Here is a 17,819-nt window from a genome sequence, read left to right on the forward strand (position 1 = left end):
TAACCCACATCCTCACGGAGGTTTTCGTTTCCCTCAAACCATCAAGCGTTCACAACGTCCCAGGTCAATACAGCTAGTGGATCATGCCAGGGCCTGACGAACTCGTGATTGCTACTGGTCATGCGCACATCGTTGGCGACGAGGAGATCTCTGCTGCCATTGCTGCTGCCGCGTCCGCGGCAGCAGCTGGCGCTGTCGACGGCAACTTCGATGCTCACACTGGCCCAGAGCCGACAGCCGACAAATGTCGCAGCAACATCTCGATCCGGACTCTATCCCGCGCCGCGAGCACAAGCGTGAGGTCATCGGCACAAAGGAACAACTGGTTCGTTCGACCGGAGTGGCGATCGCCGACGCGGGCTGCGCGGCCTGGACGAGCTGGTAGGTTTTGTCCGCGCGCTATGTTGCGCCGGGGACGTCGCCCTCAGTTGGCCGCGATGTGGTGCATGCCTGGTCCTCTTCGAGACTCAGGATCCTCTACACAATGCGGGCTCGCCCTGATCGCGTAAACAGAGCTAAATCGGGCCGATCGCTCGGTGGCGACCGCGGTACTCGATAAAGTGCTCACAGTGTGTGGGCCAGCAGCGATCTTCCGGCTGGCAGTTCGTCCTCTCAGACAAGGCACAGCCTTCAGTGGACACAGCGGGTGACCCTGGCCGCGCTGATCGAACTAGCTCGCCAGACTCAGGCGTGGCAGCCGCCCCGGCCTCCATCCGAGTCGTCCCGCTCTTCGAGCGCCCCCGCATCGATTTCCCACTGCGTCTGGACCAGCCAGCGTCTAGTGTTGCCTAATGGCCCATCTGCACTTCGCAACGGCGATCCACGAGCTGACGGCTTGGCTCGTTCCGGTCTCTGAAGGAGCGCTACCTCTGGCGATCGGCCTCGGCTGCGTCCTTGCCCTGGTCCGGCTCCACCACGTTCGCCGTCTAGACAACAGCACCGCTTGGCGGCAGCGCGCCGACACTGCGATCGAGCTGTTTGCGTCTGGAACAGCGACCGGACGGCGTCTCGGTATGAGCATGATGGAACATCTCGCAACCGACCAGCGTGCAACAGCACGTGACGCATCCCTCGCGAACGCCTTGCTCACCGAATGGCGTCGAGAAGTACCGGTGGCACAGTGAAGGGGTCAGACCTTCCCACAAGAGACGCGCGCTGAACTACGATGGCATCTCTAAGCTCGTCGGAGATCGCGTCCCTGGATGCCGTGACCCGTTCAAGACCTATCACCAGCACGTTTCCCGCTAGCTGTCACTGCGCCAATCGAGTACGTTGGGGCAAACGCGCCAGACTGCCACCTTGCCTGACGTAAATCTGTTCCAGATTCGCCAGCGGAACCTTCCCAAGCATCAAATCCATCGCGAGGTTCATGTCCTCTTGCCAGCGATTTCCAGCTCGATGAGGGCGATAGTGGCCAGCCGCCCACCGTTCAAACGTCAGCATATGGGCGACGTCCTGCAGACCCAAATACCCCGGATGTTCTCTGTCCTGCCACGTGGACTGGTCGAGAATTGTCTCCATCCAGTCCATGAAGATGATCTGAAATCGAAGAGACGGTGACGGGTGCGTCTGCGACACCGCGGACTCGTCCGATCTGAAACCGTCGAAAACCAGCGCCTCCAGAGCTAGTAGTGATCCGCAGATCTGCGTAATGAGGTCATCTGTGGCGAAGGGCGATTCGAGCACGTATTGACTCGCTAAGAGGTCACAAGCAATCTCGTCTTTGTAACGATCCGTGGAGGCGCGAAAATCCTTTATTTCGCCTCGCTGCCACTTTGGCCCCCACTGCGTGTCGACCAAGTCGGGCAGTAGACGTTCGGCTCGCTTGAACGCTTCTGCGCGTTCTTGCTTTCTTCCTATGGCGTGGGCCATCTCGTGACCAACCGCCCACCGAACGGCTGCGGCAGTTGAGCGCCTAGAAAATATCTCATCCCGGGTCTCCTGAATGATTTCTGCTGTGTAAGACATCGGCGATTCATTCAAGCCCAAGTGGTCGAACAGAAGCGTCCGCGAGGCGTCAGCAACACGCACATCTGCCCCACCCGTAGCCATAACCACAAAAGCGGGGAATGTCTCACTCAGACGCCAGCAGAGTTCTATAAACCCAGAAGTTACGGTCACAAATGGCGGACCCTTATGCAGTGGACTCACAAAAGGCATCTCAGTTGCTGAGGCTATGCCCACGTAGACACTTTTCGATGTTTCACTTGGTGACCTGGTCGCGTCAGCCTCGGGCATACACCAACCACGTAGCCATTCGTCGAGGGTTGACGAGGAGGAGTGCGGGTACCCCTTCAGATCCCCTAGAACCTGGGAGAGGGTATCCGTGAGGACGGGCGTGCGAGCTGATGAGTTGTCAAATCGCCGCTTCGACTTCGCCAACCGAGATGACGCACCGTCCGCAATCTCGCCCGATGTTAGCGAAGGATATTCTGGCGCGGGCGGGACCGAGGTTGATCGCTGCATTTCTTAAACCCTCTCGCTTTTGACTTTCAGGCTTCTCGCCGGATCCATGGCTAGTAGTCGACAGCCGTAGCGTCGTAGGCGAACCTCGCGTCTGAGTGATCCAATACCCTCGCGCGCACTTCAGCGAGCTTGAAGTCGAGAACCCGCAGATTCCCGTCAATCCGGCTGATCGCCTCGATCCTGTGGAACCTGTCTCCGTAGACCTCGGCGAACCGGGCCATCCCGTGCAACTTCCAGGCGGCGTCCGGCAGCCAGTGCCCGTGCGGGTCGACGATACTCGCGCGCACGCCGTCCTCAGTATCGACGAAGAACAAAAAGTCCGGTCTCAGCGTCCGCCACTCGCCGTGCGAGTCGCGGTAGGCGATACTCATAGAGTCGCGGCCGCCGGTCGGGTTCCGGTACCAGGCGAGGGCACCGGGGCGCGCCATCTCGGTGTCGAGCACCTCGAACTCGTCGGGGTTCAGTTTGCCGACGGGGAACATGCCCTCTTCGTCGGAGAGCAGATGAAGGGCGCGCCGTTCCAGGAGCTGCTCGCTGTCACCGACGGCCCGTTTCGTCTCCTCCTGGCGGTTCTTGGGCAGCGCCATCGAGATCAGTTGCGGGTCCGTGCTCATCGCGGTGATCTCCGCGTAGAGGCTCTGCCGCGACTCGGGCCGACCCTTGATAGCTACCCGGTGCTCGTCTAGCCACTCCTTCGAGATCGCGTCGGCCTCCTCGTCGAGCTTTGCACGGGTTTGCGTCAGCATCGCGAGGGCCGCGACACGGATATAGGCGTCGCGGTAGTCGTCCTCGTCATCGGCGTCGCCAGTGAGGTGCTCAATGTAGCTGCGCGCCACGTCGGGCGTGATCGTGCGAGCGCCGCTGCGGTAAGAGTCCTGGATCGCGCGGTCGTCCGCGGCCTCGATCCAGGACTCGTCACGCCGCATGCCGTGGCGCGCCTGCCCGCGCACGGTGCCGCCGGCGACCGTGAGCACGTCCTCACGCGCTTTCGCGAGATCGTTGGCGTACTGGGCAGCCAGTCCGTTCAGCACGCCGTGGAGGCGTTCGTGGGCGATCTTGCCGGCGTTGGGCACCAGGCCGTCCGACGCGAGCGCATGCGCCAGGGAGGTGACTCGCTTGATGGGGTTCGCGTGCTTGCGCGGCAGCGTCTCCGCGGGCAACGACAGGAACAGTTCCCAGACCTCGTCAGGAACCGCAGCATTGGGCGTCATGAGCTGCGGGTCCACGAGCACGCGCTGGCCGGTGTCGCCGCCTCCAGTGAGGTCGTTGCCCATGATCTTCTCCAGCACGAGGCTGGCCGTCGCCTTGTTGAACCGCGGCAGGATGCACTCGACGCTGTTGAGAAGGTCGTCGCCCTCGACGCGTCGCGCCAAGGGTGTGCGGATCATCCTGCCGAGCAGCTGGGTGATGTGGGTCTCGTCCTTCGCCGGGCGGAAGGACACCATCACCTCCGCACGCGGGCAGTCCCAACCTGTGCTGATCGCGTCCTTAGCGAGCAGAACACGGATGTACGTGGCGTCCTGCACCCGCTCCGGCGAGATGTAGGGCACACTGTACATGCCGAATGCCTGGGCCGTGTGGTCGCCGAAGACATGGGCTATCGCGTCGGATTCAAGCTCCGGCCACTCGTCTCGGATCACGTCGATCGCCAAGGCGACCTCGTCGGCAGCGGGTTTGTTTGGCACCTGGAGAACCATCAGTGGCTTAATCGACTCTGTGCCCTGCTCCGCGGCATAGACAGCCCACGCGTCGGAGAGTGCCTTCACCTTGCGCACGCCTCGACGCAGCAGCACTGTGTTGAAGTCGCCAGTCTCCGCAGGGAAGTCCAGCACGATGTCGTCCTTAAGGAGGCCAGACTCCTGGATACGCACGGGGTCGACCTGCACGGTGCCGAGATGGACACGGTTTGACTGGACCTCGGCCTCCGCCATCGCCGCCTCGAAGCGCTGCACGGTCGCGGATATGCCCCACACGATCGGCACCGGCGGTACACCGCTGTGCCCGTTGATGAGGCGCTTCACGATCGTCGGCGTGTCCGACGGGCGCTTTCCCATGCCTCGGTGTGCCTCGTCGAGGACCATGTAGAGCGTGAGTCCGTCGTCCTCAATCGTGTTGCGGAGCGTGTCCCAGAACGTGAACGGCACTGTGTCCGGTTGCGACTGCATCCCGTCGAGCATGTTCGAGTCATCGTGGCCACGCACCAGCAGGCTGTTTCGCGAGAGCTTCGAGGTGTTCAAGAAATACACGTGGCCCGGCAGGAGCTTCGGATACCGGAACGGGTGCTCGACGGTCACCAGTTTGTTGCGCAGGCGGTCCGAGGCCTGCTCAAGCCGGTGCCGAGTCTGCTGGTTCAGGGCGGGATCGTCGCTGAACCACAGCACCACACCGCCTTCGTCAGGCACGACGCCGAAGTCATCACTGCCCCAGAACATAGCCTCGATCACGGCAGCGGCCATGACGGTCTTGCCCGCGCCGGTCGTGGCGGTCAGGGCCACCGATGAGACCCGCTTGCTCGCACTACGGTAGAAATCGCGCGCCGATGCCAACTCGCGCAGGGTGTCGCCGACGGCGTCGGCTTGGTAGTCCTTCAGCGTGAAGCGCATCAGATATCACCTGTGCTCTCGCAGTTGCGCAGGTAGTCCTCGTAAAGGCGCACCGTCTCGATGCCGGAGATCTCGCTCGCGACCTGCTGGTAGCGCCCGTCGTCGTCGGTGACGACATAGGCGATGCGGATGCCCTGGCGGCGCTGGAGCTCGGCGACGAAGTCGCTGGCGAGGTCCAGATCCTTGAGGATACCGTAGCTATCGGCGACCGCAAAACCGCCCTCTATCGAGTCAATCCGCTCACCCAAGGCACCAGCGCGCAGCCACAGCAACGGCGCGAGCGAGGCGAACGCCTTGTCAGCTTCGACCATCCACGGCGACTCGTAGCTCAGCGTGAAGAATGCGACGTTCTCCTCGAAACCGTCCGCCATCGGGAACTCGTCGACAAACTTGTAGTCGCCCTTGATGCGTTCACCGTCAGGGGTAAAGCCTGTGATTGCAGCACGGATGCGCGGCTTTGTGATGTAGTCGCAAATTCCCCACTGCTCCCACTCGGGGTCACCCGGACGCAGTTTCCGCTCGCGAAGCTTGGCTTGTTCTTCAGCCGAAACCTCGTTGTTTGTCACCGAGATGCATTGACGAGTGCCGCCGTCTTGCTTGTTCAAGCGCATCAGCGCATGCGCGGTGGTGCCAGAGCCGGCGAAGAAATCAAGCACGATGGCGTCACGCTTGCCTGCTACGAAGAAACGCAGAGCGTCCTCGACGGCGTACAGTGACTTAGGAAAGGGGAATCCGCGACCAGGAACAAACTTGGATAACAAACGACTTCCGCTATTCGATGCATCATGCGCCGTTATCCGCCATACGTCCGTCGGGATGAATCTGGGAACGTATTCCGAAGAGTCAGTAACGACCGAACCATCGGCCTTTCGCCCCACGATAGGAAAAACCCCTTCGCGAACCTTAGTGCGCTCGCCGTCAGAAAGATACTCGATCGCGGTCCTATCTGACTGCCAGCGCCCCAACCTCGCATGTCCTTCCGTGATGAGGGATCTCAAATGCTCGGGCGAACTGGCCCAGCGGCCCTCGTCGCCATTCTGGCGAATAGGCCATACCGCAGTGGATCCCGTCGGCGGCGTTACCGACTGCCAGTCATCACCAAAGTAGGGTTCCCCAACTGATGAAAACACAGGACCGATCTCTGTATTCTTGATAAAGATCGGGTAAAAAAGCCGCGGGCTCTTCGACCGTAGTCCATCAGCGCCGCGGCGGCGGAGTCCATGCCAGCGCAACTTTGACTTATTGTCCGTCTGCACCGGATTCCAGTCACCTCCGAGTGCAAGTGCCGCGGGAGTGCTTTGACCAAGTTGAACGAAGTACAGGTACTCAGCCGACCGCCCGAAGGACCCAGCCCGGGCTGAACCGGCAGAGTTGATGGAGCTCGACACCATCGTTATTCGGGCTTCGGCGAATATCTGCCCCAAAAGCAACCCAAGTCGCAGGTACTCCTTCTCATCGATTGTAACGATGAGAACTGAGTCCTCTGGTTTTAGTAGGCGCTTTGCGAGTCTCAGGCGGCGCTCCATGAACGCCAGCCACTTTGAATGCCTGTAGGCATCGCGGTCATCGATGTAATCGTTGTTGTACTTCCAGTCTCGAGCGCCCGAATTGTAAGGCGGGTCGATATAGATCGCATCTACGGAGTACTCATGCGTGAACGTGAGCAGCTCCAGCACGTGAAAATTCTCGCCGTTGATGACGGTGTGGAACGGCTTGTCACCACCGCGCTCAAGAGCGCCATCTGGTCGAAGTCCTGGGTAGATTCGGTCGCGGAACTCAGCGACGAGGGTCAGGTCCTCGACCGGAACGGACTGTGTCTTGCGGTCGTCGCCGTTCGCTATCGAGACTTCAGCCACACCGCCCCGCATCGTGTCGACCCGCCAGAGCCGCCGGTCCCCGCGCTCGAGCGAGCCTCGTGGCGGGAGTACTCGTACTTTGTTCCCATTACGAATGCGATGACCTGCAAGTTCGACCGCTTCAGGCGCGTGTCTCTCGAAGTTCAACCCGAAGGGTAGGCGCTCCTGGAGGGGCTGAATCTCGCGATCGAGATCCTTGGCCAACTGCGGATCAAGCTGTTCAACGACCCGCAGCAGGTCCGAGAGTCGAGACATCGGAACTTCCTTCTATCGATACCCGGAGTCTTCTGTAGCGGATGGCGATTCGCCAACCCACAAGAGCCTACAGTTGCTGAGACGCCAGTTGTACATCGAGCGAAGCGCCGGACGGCTCCCAGCACAAGCAACGAATCCGACTCAACTGAGACGTCCCGCAGAGGAAAACCTCTGCCACCCGCGGTCTTTTCGTCCAGCGTCACGACCCACGCCTACTTCCGACGGGGACCCCGAAGGTTGTGAGACAGGTGGGTGCCCTTCTGAACAAGGCACGAGAAACCTGTCCCTCTCGACTCGGGTCGAACAGTGGTGGCTGCGAACCTTGCAAGCGGCTCAGTCGGCGATGGCGTTGGAGTACGAGTGCGGAGATGACCGCGCGTGCCCAGAGCGCTCCTTGCTTTCCGCTCCTAATGCTCGACCCATGCTGCGCGCATACCGACAGTGTCCGAAAAGTCGCGCTCCGGAAGCGCGAGACGGGCCTTCCGGAAGCGAACCCGGATCCGCTTTGAGTCACTCCGGCATCTTTGCAGCGCAGTGCGCGCTGATCTCATCGAGCACAGCACGTTCAAGCCGATTGACATCCCCATCGACCTCCGCGACGATCACGGACGCATCCACGATATCGGTGAGATCGCCGTCCGCCTGAGCGACGAGCGACCAGAGCTCGTCCGGATCGACGTTGACTATGCTCGCGAGTCTTTCGTCGGCGATTGCGTGTCGTTCCCAAGCGATGCGTGTCAGGTGGCGCATCAGCAGCACCTCATCGTCGGAAATCTTGGTGTCAGCCTGCACTACGAGCCAGGCCGCCCAGAGCAGCACTCGAGCATGCCGGCTTCGGTCGAGAAGACGTTCGGCTGTCTCGAGGACGGAGGCCTCGTTTCGGAAAACGGTTTGGGCGTGTCGGCCGGTTAGCGTGGTCGTCCAGCGGTTCAAAACTACTGCGAGCGGGATACCAACGAGCGGGATTCCGATCTTGATGAGGTTGCGCTGGAGGAGGAACTTCCCGACTACCGGGAGCCCCTTGGCTGCGGCGAGCACCGGCCCCGCGTAGAACCGCTTGATGAGCGGCCGTATCAGAGCGGGAACGGCCTTAATCGCGCCCTCTCGAACGAGCTCACCGCTCTTGATCGTGAATGCCACCCGGATGAGTTTCCAGAGATCGTCCGGGTCTTCTAGGTCAAGCGGTACGCGGTACAGCACCGCGATGTCGTAGGCAAGCCTCAGCTGCAGCTGTGAGATGTAGGCAATGTCCACCATCACCGTCACGAGCGCAGCCGGAACGGTCGCGGGCGACGCCCCGCCTAGAGACCCAATGGTCGCAGCGACCACGCCCGTATATGCAGTCGCCGAGAGCCCGCCTTCGAGAGCGGCGTATCGCGCAGCCATCTTGATCCGCTGGGCGACGATCGCGTCCGGCGGGACGCCTTGGTACCTGTCCCGAAAGTAAACCGCGTCAACCTTTCTTGCGTAAGCCGAAAGCGAGATTGTGAGCAACTTGGGGAACCAGTCACCACTCTTGATGTCCGCGAACCCAAGCCCTTCGATGAACTCGCGGATTCGATTCCGCTCACGCTCGAGGTCGGCGAGTTCATCACCAGTTCGAGCCGCGTTGTCGGGGGCGTTCGGGACAGTCCTGTCGCTCGATTGCGAATCGTCGTCTGCGGAATCTGACATGAGTTGATCCTTCCAGAGGTGTTGGACGTGCCGAAGACTGACCGGCCGATGGTCGTCCAGTCGCGTGACCTGTCGAGCACTAAGCAGCGCGGGTTAGCTCAGTAGCTCCAGAGCAGGCGCGAGGGACCGCTCATAAAGTTGCGATCCGGAAATGAGCCTTGTGCCGAGTCAGCTCAGGGCTCTCTCCCCACCAGGTTCTGCAGAATTTCAGTCACGTGCCGCTGCTCGATCTCGGCGACCAGAAGCACCCACCTGGCCTTGCCTGGTCGGCCGACCGCTCTCCGTGTGCACCACTACCCCTCATATTGAGCTCTCAGAACCAGCGTCACAGAGATCATGGCTACGGTGCTCATATGAACAGGCCCGTCAATGACCGGCAGATGGAAGTCCTGCGGTGGATCGCCGACGGATGCCCCGCAGGCAAGTGGCCCGAGGACGACAACGCACACAAGATCAGTACCGCTGCGCTCAAGTCCCGCGGCCTCGCGACAGTCACCGGTCACGGCAGGACCTGGACGGCAGCGATCACCGATGACGGCGCGCACTATCTTGCACATGGAAGCTACCCGCGAAGTGATGAGCCCTCGGTCGCGGTCGCACGTTCTAGCCGCACACGCGACGAAAAGCCGCCGAAGGGCAACCTGAACAAGCGCGCTGCAGAAACGCTCGCGGAGGCCAGGGAATTACTTAAGAAGCTCCAGGAAGAAAAGCAAGTCACCGTACGAGACCCTGAGGAGTCAGTCAGGGCGCGCTACCGTCGAATGCTGCATGCCTGCAAAGTCCACGACCTCGTGCCGGACGGACACGAGCTGCGCTTCACCGGACGTAGCGCCGGCGACATAGTCATAATGCTCAGCACAGGCTCCCCTGGCGACACCACGACCTGGGACCGCATCCGAACAACGGCGCGAACGGTCACGACAAACTTCGACGCGCTCCGCAGCGTCCTCGAGACTACGTCGATTCTCAACTCAGTCAGCGAACCGCTTCGTCCACGAGCTCTCGAAGTGGTCCTCGGTCTCGCCGAAGAGCTGCGTGCGCGCGAACTCAGGCTCGGCGTAAACGTCAAGCTCAAGACACCGAAACTGTTCGTCCAGGTCAGCACACGCCGTCGGAATGTGGAACTGACAGAACTGCTGGACGAGGTGCCCCACGTCGCCACCGATGCGGAACGACGAGCGCTCCGGCGATCGCCCTGGAAGCAGATTCCCAAGTTCGACAGCGTGCCCAGCGGCCGGTTGCGCCTCACGATCGAACGCGACGGTTCGCACCAGGTGCACCTCGGTGGACAGAGCTACACCTACGAACGCAACAGCGACAGCTGGTCCGACACGAAGAAGCCGCTCGAGACCCAAACCCGAGAAATCGCACGCGCAATCAAGAAAGGCGTAATCGATGACGCCGATGCGGCCGAACGTGAGCAGCAGAGACGTACCGAAGTTCAGCAAGCGTACGAGCGCGAGAAGGCCGCCGAGCGAGAGGCGTGGGAACAGGTACGCGAACGTGCCCGTGACAAGGCACTCCTCGATCAACGCGAGGTCATCTTCGTGCGAGCGTTCGAGAGCTGGCGAGGGGCGCAGGAGCTTCGAGCCTTCGCGCGGCAAGTCGAGGCCGAAGCAACCGCGAAGGGGCTGTCCATGGACCGACTGCGGGACTGGCTGGATTGGGCATGCACTCGCGCGGACGAGCTGGACCCGATCAGAAACCTCGATGCCGGAGCCTTCGAGCTGCATGAACCCTCGGCGGAGGACCTCCGCCCACACATGGAGGGATGGGACCCCTCAGCACCACACAAGGACTACAACATTGGCCGAGACGCGCGGGAGCCGCAAGCACCGCAGCCGCGCGCGTGGCACCCAGGCATGCGAGACCGGCCCAGTTGGTGGCGTCACTAAGTCCGGCGCTGCGGACGACCACCTCCGTCCACTATCCCGCTCGCCTGATTCTCCAAGCCCGATAGCCTTGGCCGCGCCGAACACCCAAGTAGTGGTCGGGATGCACGCCCAGATTGACGCGCTCAAGCGTCGCGCCCAACTCGTTCGCGAACCGCGCATTCATAGCGTGTGCAGCGCTGTTGCTCGCCTGCGTCGCGAACACGATGTCCCGTTCCCCTGCTTCCGAAGCGGCAGCGGCCAACAGCTTGCGCCCGATCCCCCGCCGCTGGACGGCAGGAACGACAGCGACTACTTGCACGAACAACGGGTCCGATGTGTTCGCCCCAGGAGTCGCGACACAGAAACCTACATGCACCCCCTCGATCTCGGCGAACAAGACCGATCGATCTCTGATCGACTGGGCGTTCGTTTCAAGAGACAGCACTGTGATGGGTTCAGAGGCAAGCTGCAGGTCCCACATGCGGCGGGCATCCGCCGGCGTAGGAATAGCCGGGCGGATCGACACTTGCTGGGAGGTCAGCGATCGCAGTGCTTCGTGCCAACGACTTAGCCGTTGGTCGCGAGAAGCCGGAAACGACGGCTCGAAGGCGGCGAAGTCGTCCGGCTCCAATGGATCTCCTAACGAGGGTTGAAGGTACGAAGTCACGACTGAGGTCTCAGGTGATCTCAGACATGTCGTTTCAGCGGCCAGTCGCACCAGAAAGACCCCTGATCCTCATGCACGAGCACGGCGCATATGACTGACGAACCAAGCCACATCGCTCGCATAGTAAACCGGGCCGTGCACTTCGGAGCAAACGTCTGACCCACTGCAGACGGCGTTGGTCTTCATGAGCATGTACAAGTAGAAATCGCCCAGACGATCACCGAGGTACTCAGTGAGGAGCGGCTCAGAGAAACCCAGCCCACAGTCGGGCTCCGGGATCGGCTGGTCGACGCTCATACGTCCATTCTCTCGCACCGCTTCCACCAAGCAAGCGCTCGAGCCCGGCTCGGCACTGGGTAGCACCTCAGTTTGCGGGGGCCTCGATCTCAATGGTCGAGAGGAGCTCAGACGGAGAAACCTCGAGTCCACGCGCGAGACGAACGATGATCTCCAGCGTCGGGTTGCGCCGTCCGCGTTCGATCGCGCTCACATATGTGCGGTCGAGGTCGACGTGGTTGGCAAATGCTTCCTGCGACGACCAACCACGGTCCTGACGAAGATCTCGGACCCGGTCGCCGAATGCTCGACGAGCAGCGAGGTCCTTGTTCATATCTCAAGCAAAGGGATATGCTGACAATGAGTCGACGGACTATGAGTCACATGTCATGCCAACTCGACGCCTGCATCTTGTAGCCCCCTCCCCCAAACAACTGGTCCGCCGAGAGCCATGGACTGTAGCGATGCCGGACTTGCACCATTACGGAAGCGGCCCAGAGTTTGGCGCGCAGTGTGGGCAGGCGCACGGCTTGGATGCCTATGGGACGTGGCACGAGCTTCACCACAGTGCAGATGTTCTGTGGTCCATCTCCCGAAACAACCTGCCCGTCTGCTCCTCTTGCTTGGCCGCTGCGCGCGAGTCACGGGCAAACTTGCAGGGCCCTGATGTCGCTTGCTCCATCGCCAACTTCCTCGATCGCCGACCGAACATCGACGACGTACTGAAGGACGAGATATCGTCACTTCTCTCTGCCGGGCGCGCCGAGTATTTCCGCCAGCAGGAGAAACGGGTCGAGCTAACTCACGCGTGCTCGTTCTCGCAGAGCAACGGAGCGTGGCGGTGGCAGTGCTCCTGCGGAACCAGGGGGTGCAGCAGTCCATCGCGAGCAAGTTGCAAGAGCGCCCATGACCGCCACAAGAGTGACGAACTGTCGCGGATCCTGTCGCAAGAATCAGATTCGAGTGACGTCCAGATCCGCGACCCGAACAGCGACGCCAGCGCCGAGAACTGAACCGCACTCCGGCAGATCACCCAGACGTGAGCCTCACGACGCCAGCTCGTTCACTGTGATCACGAGAGATCATACCCCCGCCTGATACCTGATCTGATCTGGGATTTCACCCCTAGCGTTCGAACGAATCGAGTTCGAGGAGATCTGGATCAACCAGTGTTCCCGCGTTGACTCGTTATCCTCGAAGGAGCAGGCACGCCATCGATTGGATGGCCGAAAAACCCTGATGAATGGCCACTTTCCTGCACAAACCCACTCGTGTTCGCTCTGCTGATCCTGCACGACCAGCCCAAAACACCAAGATCCACCCTCTGAGCGCGCGGAAATACTGGTCCTGTTGCCAACCGGGGCGCGGTCGACTGACCCCGCTCAGCAAGCTACGATTGGGCTCGACAAGCGAATGATCAGCAGATAAGTCCTGATCAGAGGGGGCTCAATTGATCACGGAAGCGCCCGATCCTGTCCAGCTGGTCGGAATCTCGCCTGCTGAATCAGAGCCTCATTTATGAAGCTATATGGACGGCCTGAGGTGCGTTGATCCAGATCTCTTCGATCTCTGGATCGTCAAGGTAAGGCTGAAGCGCACCGAAGCCCGTCACCCGGGCCAGTACCTCCCGCGTTGTCGCCTCTTCGTCGTGTACCAAGGGCAGCGAGGAACCCAGCGCCTCTTCGGCATACCCCCGCACCTCTTCGCGGGCGAGATCTGCGGCTCGCGCGCGGTCGCCGCCGAGGTCGATGCCCTCGAGCAGGACACGACGACGGATCCGTTCGGTGATGGTGCTGACCGCGATGCTCACGGCGACAGCATGCCGAAAACACGCACATCCTGCAGAAGTTATCCACAAGCCGATGGCCACCCCTTGCACCCTCGGCGGACAACGCCCAGGAAGCGAGTTCGGTCGCCGACTGCGCTCTGCGCGGGTGCGCTACCCAGCGTCGAGGTACAGCGTCATCCACTTCACTTCCCATGGGCCCGGTTCAGACCCAGCGCCGACGTAGACGCCGGGCTGCCAGACCAGCTCGCCGTTGGAGTACTCCGCCTGTGGGGAGCAGTAGTACTGCGCATCGTGCTCGACGAAGAAGGATCTGCCGTAGTCACTGTGCAGCTCGTGATCGACCGGCAGGCAAATCGCCCTGCTCTCTGGCACCCACTCTTTCGTGAGCAGCCGCTGCGGAGTCTCGTGGTCACGGATCTCCGTGAAGATCTCCGGCGTTGCGGACAGGATCTCGACGAGCGGCCAGTCCTCGTCTTGGATCGCCGTGAAGAATTTCCCAGCGAAGACGCTCACCTCGATGAGTTCGGGCATTCGCAGTCGCAGCTCGCGGGCTGTGGACTCCATCTCGCTCTCGTGAATGCCATCCCAACCAGAAACTTCGACGTAGTCGAGAACACCAGCCAAGCGCATCGTGCCGCAGCAGTTGGCTTCGCCTGGATACTGACTCGACCAGTCGAACGTCGCGGCTGTGTTCGTGTTATCCCACGCGAGGTTCCAGACAAGGTCACGCTGCCCGCCCGTCTCTGCTGCAGGATCGACGGCCCCCAGAATGTTGAGCTCAGCGTCATATCCAACGAGCTGGTCCGGCCATTCGACGCCGCCCTGGTCGCAGCTGAACGCGGCGACAGCGGCAAGCTCACCCACGTGGGGAGCCGGGTTGAGAGCAACGAGCGTCAGCGGGTCACGGCCCGTGCCGTCGGTCATCGCGGCATGAGCTTTGAGCTCGACGATGCCTGTTGCGCGCTCCACGCCTGGCAGCACCCCATCGATGAGCGTTCCGGATTCGTGGCCACAGAGGGCGGGCACGTCAGCCGCGAGGAGCCGGTCGAGCGTCAGCGCAGGCTGCGCCGCGGGCGTCGGAGCGTACGTCTCGGTCTGCGCTGGTTCTGGCGGCCAGTCAGCGACGGTCTGGGTGTCGCACCCCGCCAGTAGCACCGCGAGAGCGAGCATCGCGCTCACCTGCACCCCGAGGCGCACAGGTCTCCGAGGGGTCACGTCGCCCTCCTCTCGTCGTGAGACGGTCGTGAGAGCTGCCACTCCGCAGCAATCGTTCCGACACGAACCAGCCTAGCCAGCAGATTCCGCAAGCATGGCCCGCCGCATCGTGATCGCCGACGCGAATCCGCTCCGCAGCGCGACTTCACGCTTGGAAAGATTCGGCTCGGCCTGCAGCAGCGTCGCCGCCTCCGCGACGCGCCGGTTGCGGAGGATGCTGGCCGGCGTCGTGCCGAACGCCTGCAAGCGTCGTTCGAGCACGCGACGCGACAGCCCCGCCTCTCGCGCGATGTCATCGACCGCGAAGCCAGCCACCGCGAATCGGTTCTCGACGATGGCGCGGACGGTTTCGAGAGCGTCCCCTTCACGGGCGTTGACGGTCTGCGTCGCTTCGCTGACCAGCGATTGTGCAGCGGCCCTGCGGAGCGCGCGCAAAATGTTCGCGGTCTTCGGGTCGGCTGTCTGCGGAGCATCAGCCGCGGCGGCGGCGAGGAGCGCACGCACGCTCTCCCCCACCACGCTCGCCTCCGACACCGACCAGCGAAGGCTGAGCGGCTCGACCTCGTTCGCGGAGAATGAGAACATGACTCCGGCCGTCTTCGCGGCAGCCCGAATCAGCACGGGGTCGCCGCCCGGAGGGATCACCGCGATCTGCCCGGCGTCGATCTGCAGGCGACGTTGTCCGGAGACCACGTGCAGAGTCCCCTGCTCCACGAGAACCACGAGTCCGCGTTCGCGCGCCGACCGCCGTTCCCGCTTCCAGGTCACGTCGATCGGCGATGTTCGACCCTGAACGACAAGGAGTCGGTCAAAGCGCAAAATCGACGCGTCGATGGCGAGCGAGGCTGACGTTGCGACCAGCTCGACGCCAGCTTTGAGAACACCGTCGATGGCCGGGGGCAGCGTGCCGCGAACTCGAAGCTTCTGGGTCCGATACCCCGGAAACGGGCTCCACCCATCAGCCTCGCTGTAATAGGCGCGAGCGACCCGCTCCATTGCTCCTCCAGAACCGACAGCAGAAGAGGGATGCGCGTGACACTGCCTATCCCCCGAGAACACGTGCGCAACACGCGGGGCGAGCAGTGGGAGCGACGCTCCGGCACTGCCCGCCCGGCTCGAGCGATCGCCCGAGACGTGTGCTGTCCCGCTACGGAGTCGGGTAGTTCGTTTGGTTCGTGTTGTTGATGGGTGCGGGGTTCCTGATCACGGACACCGGCGTGCTGTTGACGGTGACGTAGCGGCGCGTCTGAGCGGTCTGCCCCGCGTAGTACGGCCCCGACGAGCGGAAGAAGAAGTCCACCGGAATGTTGGTGGTTCCCTCAACACCAGCGATCGATCCGCTGTAGTTCGAGCGGTAGACGCGGTAGGTGACGCCACTGACCGTTGTCGTCGATCCGGTGTCCGCCAGGGTTGACCAGTCGGTGTTGGAGCCGGGGATCGGCGAGAACGTGGGCGCGGGCCAGCCGACGGAGATGAGCACTTCGAAGTAGATGTTGGAAAGCACATCACCGGCGCGTGTGCCAGTGACTCGCAGGTACTGACCAGGAGCCTTCGCGTCGTACTGCAGCGCGCCGTCCGTCGTCTGTCCCGCTATGGTCGGGTACCAGCCGATACCGAACCCTGATTCGATGACGAAGGTTCGCGGTGGCGAGGCAGCGAAAGCTGGAGCTGCGGTGCTCACGGCGATGACCGGAACCGTCCAGGCCGCGGACTGCAGAATGTTCCGCCGGGTCGCGGTCGGTGCAGAATCCTGCGTTTCAGAAATATCGTGCGTCAAGGTCAACTCTTTCTCTGTGTCTGTACGACGGCATACTGAGAAACCACGGCGGGTGAAGATGGAGTGCATTCGATGACGCCTGGATCGATACGCGTTGACCGCATCCATGTGACGTGGCCTTTTCCACGTGAATTGATTTTCGCCTTCTCAGCGAATCAAGATCCCTTAGCAGTGCGTGGTTTCGCTCAGAAAGCTATCCGAACGCCATTTCTGGCTCAATTTCTGAGAAGAATCGGCAGTAGCCCTGAGAAGAGGTGTGCCAAGCGAAACCGAGACGGCCAGGCTCCGGACCTTCACGCCATCGAGGCATCACGGTCGGGGTGGTGTTGGGCACCTGCACCCGGCTCGTGGTCTGGGACATCAACGAGCGCGCGACGCATGGCCCGGATAGATCCGAAACCTGACGCGTGTGCGATCTGCTTGAGGTCCTGCGTGTTGCTCTCGGTCGCGGATGCTTGATCCAGCAAGAGCCGCGCTCTGCGCGCTCTGACACGTCGAAGCTGCGACGCGGGAGTCATGCTCGATTCTTCATATGAGCGATAGAGGCTCGCCGAGGAGACGCCGAGGTCGCGAGCTAGCTTCGCAACATCGAACGTCACATCGCTCGCGTGCGCCTCGATGCGCTTCGAAGCCCGCCGGAGCAGCGAGCGACTCTGCGCACGCTGCTCGCTGACCGCTGGCTGACCAGCACGTCCGTGCAACGGCCGAGTCCTCGCGGGAGCGTCATCAGCGAGGATGCTCGCGAACAGTTGCCCGAGCGCATCCCGGACGCGGCGAAACCCGGGGCCGCGCACGGCGGTCACCGAGTTCAACGCGGCGTGCGTGGCATTGGCGAAGATCTCGCGGTGCGCGCTCTGCGCTCCGAATACCCCGAGCCGCGCATCCGGAAGCTCACCGTCGCGGGCGACCAAGTCGCCCCAGCGTGCGACGAAGAAGACACGTGCCGCCGCCTCACGGGCTGCAATGTCGAGGCGTTCGTCAAAAGGCTGCAAATACATCTGGCCGGGAGGCAGTTCGAACTGCCCGTTGGGAGAAGAGAGCACGTGCGTGCCTTCAATTCCGAGCAGGGAGTGGAACATGTCATCTGGAGCGTCAGCGGAACCGACGAACCGCAACGTCGCTGGCGTGTGCCAGATCCTCCCGATGGCGAACGTGTCGGTGCGGATCAGATCAGCAGCGATCTGGAGGCGCGCGCTGTGTGGGGACACCGACCACCCGAGAGCCGCAACCCAGTCGATCGCCGCCGGCCCATCAAGATAGATGTCCCGTTCGATGAGGTCGGCAGATGCACCAAGGCGATCCGCGTCCGCCATGTCACACCTCCCTCGTCGAAGCTGGAGCAAGCGTATGTGTCCGAAAACGAGCAG

General features: G+C 62.1%; 12 protein-coding genes. 1 reads left to right on the forward strand and 11 read right to left on the reverse strand.

Features of this window, described 5'->3' with window-relative positions:
* Positions 1 to 1,251 precede the first annotated feature (1,251 nt).
* From ACPYN9_RS06245 to ACPYN9_RS06260, 4 genes are all read right to left on the reverse strand, one after another.
* Complete coding sequence (locus ACPYN9_RS06245) at positions 1,252 to 1,968, reverse strand: hypothetical protein (protein ID WP_424464894.1); 717 nt, start codon at positions 1,966 to 1,968, stop codon at positions 1,252 to 1,254.
* Between the two features lie 548 nt (positions 1,969 to 2,516).
* Complete coding sequence (locus tag ACPYN9_RS06250) at positions 2,517 to 5,069, reverse strand: DEAD/DEAH box helicase (RefSeq protein WP_424464896.1); 2,553 nt, start codon at positions 5,067 to 5,069, stop codon at positions 2,517 to 2,519.
* Positions 5,069 to 7,180, reverse strand: a complete 2,112-nt coding sequence (locus ACPYN9_RS06255; protein ID WP_424464897.1) for a DNA methyltransferase — start codon at positions 7,178 to 7,180, stop codon at positions 5,069 to 5,071. Before ACPYN9_RS06255 ends, ACPYN9_RS06250 begins: the two co-directional genes overlap by 1 nt.
* Before the next feature lie 510 nt (positions 7,181 to 7,690).
* Entirely contained in the window at positions 7,691 to 8,854 is a 1,164-nt protein-coding gene (locus ACPYN9_RS06260) for a hypothetical protein (RefSeq protein ID WP_424464899.1), read from the reverse strand.
* 353 nt (positions 8,855 to 9,207) lie between these two features.
* On the opposite strand from ACPYN9_RS06260, the gene ACPYN9_RS06265 reads away from it, so the two are divergent.
* Positions 9,208 to 10,749: a hypothetical protein gene (locus tag ACPYN9_RS06265; RefSeq protein ID WP_424464901.1), complete on the forward strand. Its 1,542-nt coding sequence runs from the start codon at positions 9,208 to 9,210 to the stop codon at positions 10,747 to 10,749.
* Between the two features lie 31 nt (positions 10,750 to 10,780).
* Here ACPYN9_RS06265 and ACPYN9_RS06270 read toward each other — a convergent pair whose 3' ends face one another.
* The 7 genes from ACPYN9_RS06270 to ACPYN9_RS06300 form a co-directional block, all read right to left on the reverse strand.
* Positions 10,781 to 11,359 (reverse strand): GNAT family N-acetyltransferase, encoded by a 579-nt coding sequence (locus tag ACPYN9_RS06270; protein WP_424464903.1) that lies wholly within the window; start codon positions 11,357 to 11,359, stop codon positions 10,781 to 10,783.
* Positions 11,360 to 11,759: 400 nt separating this feature from the next.
* Entirely contained in the window at positions 11,760 to 12,005 is a 246-nt protein-coding gene (locus tag ACPYN9_RS06275) for a helix-turn-helix domain-containing protein (protein WP_424464905.1), read from the reverse strand.
* A 1,182-nt stretch (positions 12,006 to 13,187) separates the two neighbouring features.
* Positions 13,188 to 13,481: a hypothetical protein gene (locus tag ACPYN9_RS06280; protein ID WP_424464907.1), complete on the reverse strand. Its 294-nt coding sequence runs from the start codon at positions 13,479 to 13,481 to the stop codon at positions 13,188 to 13,190.
* A gap of 129 nt (positions 13,482 to 13,610) precedes the next feature.
* Positions 13,611 to 14,675, reverse strand: a complete 1,065-nt coding sequence (locus tag ACPYN9_RS06285) for a hypothetical protein (protein WP_424464908.1) — start codon at positions 14,673 to 14,675, stop codon at positions 13,611 to 13,613.
* A gap of 72 nt (positions 14,676 to 14,747) precedes the next feature.
* Complete coding sequence (locus tag ACPYN9_RS06290; RefSeq protein WP_424464910.1) at positions 14,748 to 15,671, reverse strand: helix-turn-helix domain-containing protein; 924 nt, start codon at positions 15,669 to 15,671, stop codon at positions 14,748 to 14,750.
* Positions 15,672 to 15,822: 151 nt separating this feature from the next.
* Positions 15,823 to 16,356, reverse strand: coding sequence for a hypothetical protein (locus tag ACPYN9_RS06295; protein WP_424464912.1), 534 nt, complete (start codon positions 16,354 to 16,356; stop codon positions 15,823 to 15,825).
* A 389-nt stretch (positions 16,357 to 16,745) separates the two neighbouring features.
* Positions 16,746 to 17,765, reverse strand: a complete 1,020-nt coding sequence (locus ACPYN9_RS06300) for a helix-turn-helix domain-containing protein (protein ID WP_424464914.1) — start codon at positions 17,763 to 17,765, stop codon at positions 16,746 to 16,748.
* Positions 17,766 to 17,819 lie beyond the last annotated feature (54 nt).

The sequence above is a fragment of the Pseudoclavibacter helvolus genome, from assembly GCF_049707175.1.
Lineage (GTDB): Bacteria > Actinomycetota > Actinomycetes > Actinomycetales > Microbacteriaceae > Pseudoclavibacter > Pseudoclavibacter helvolus_A.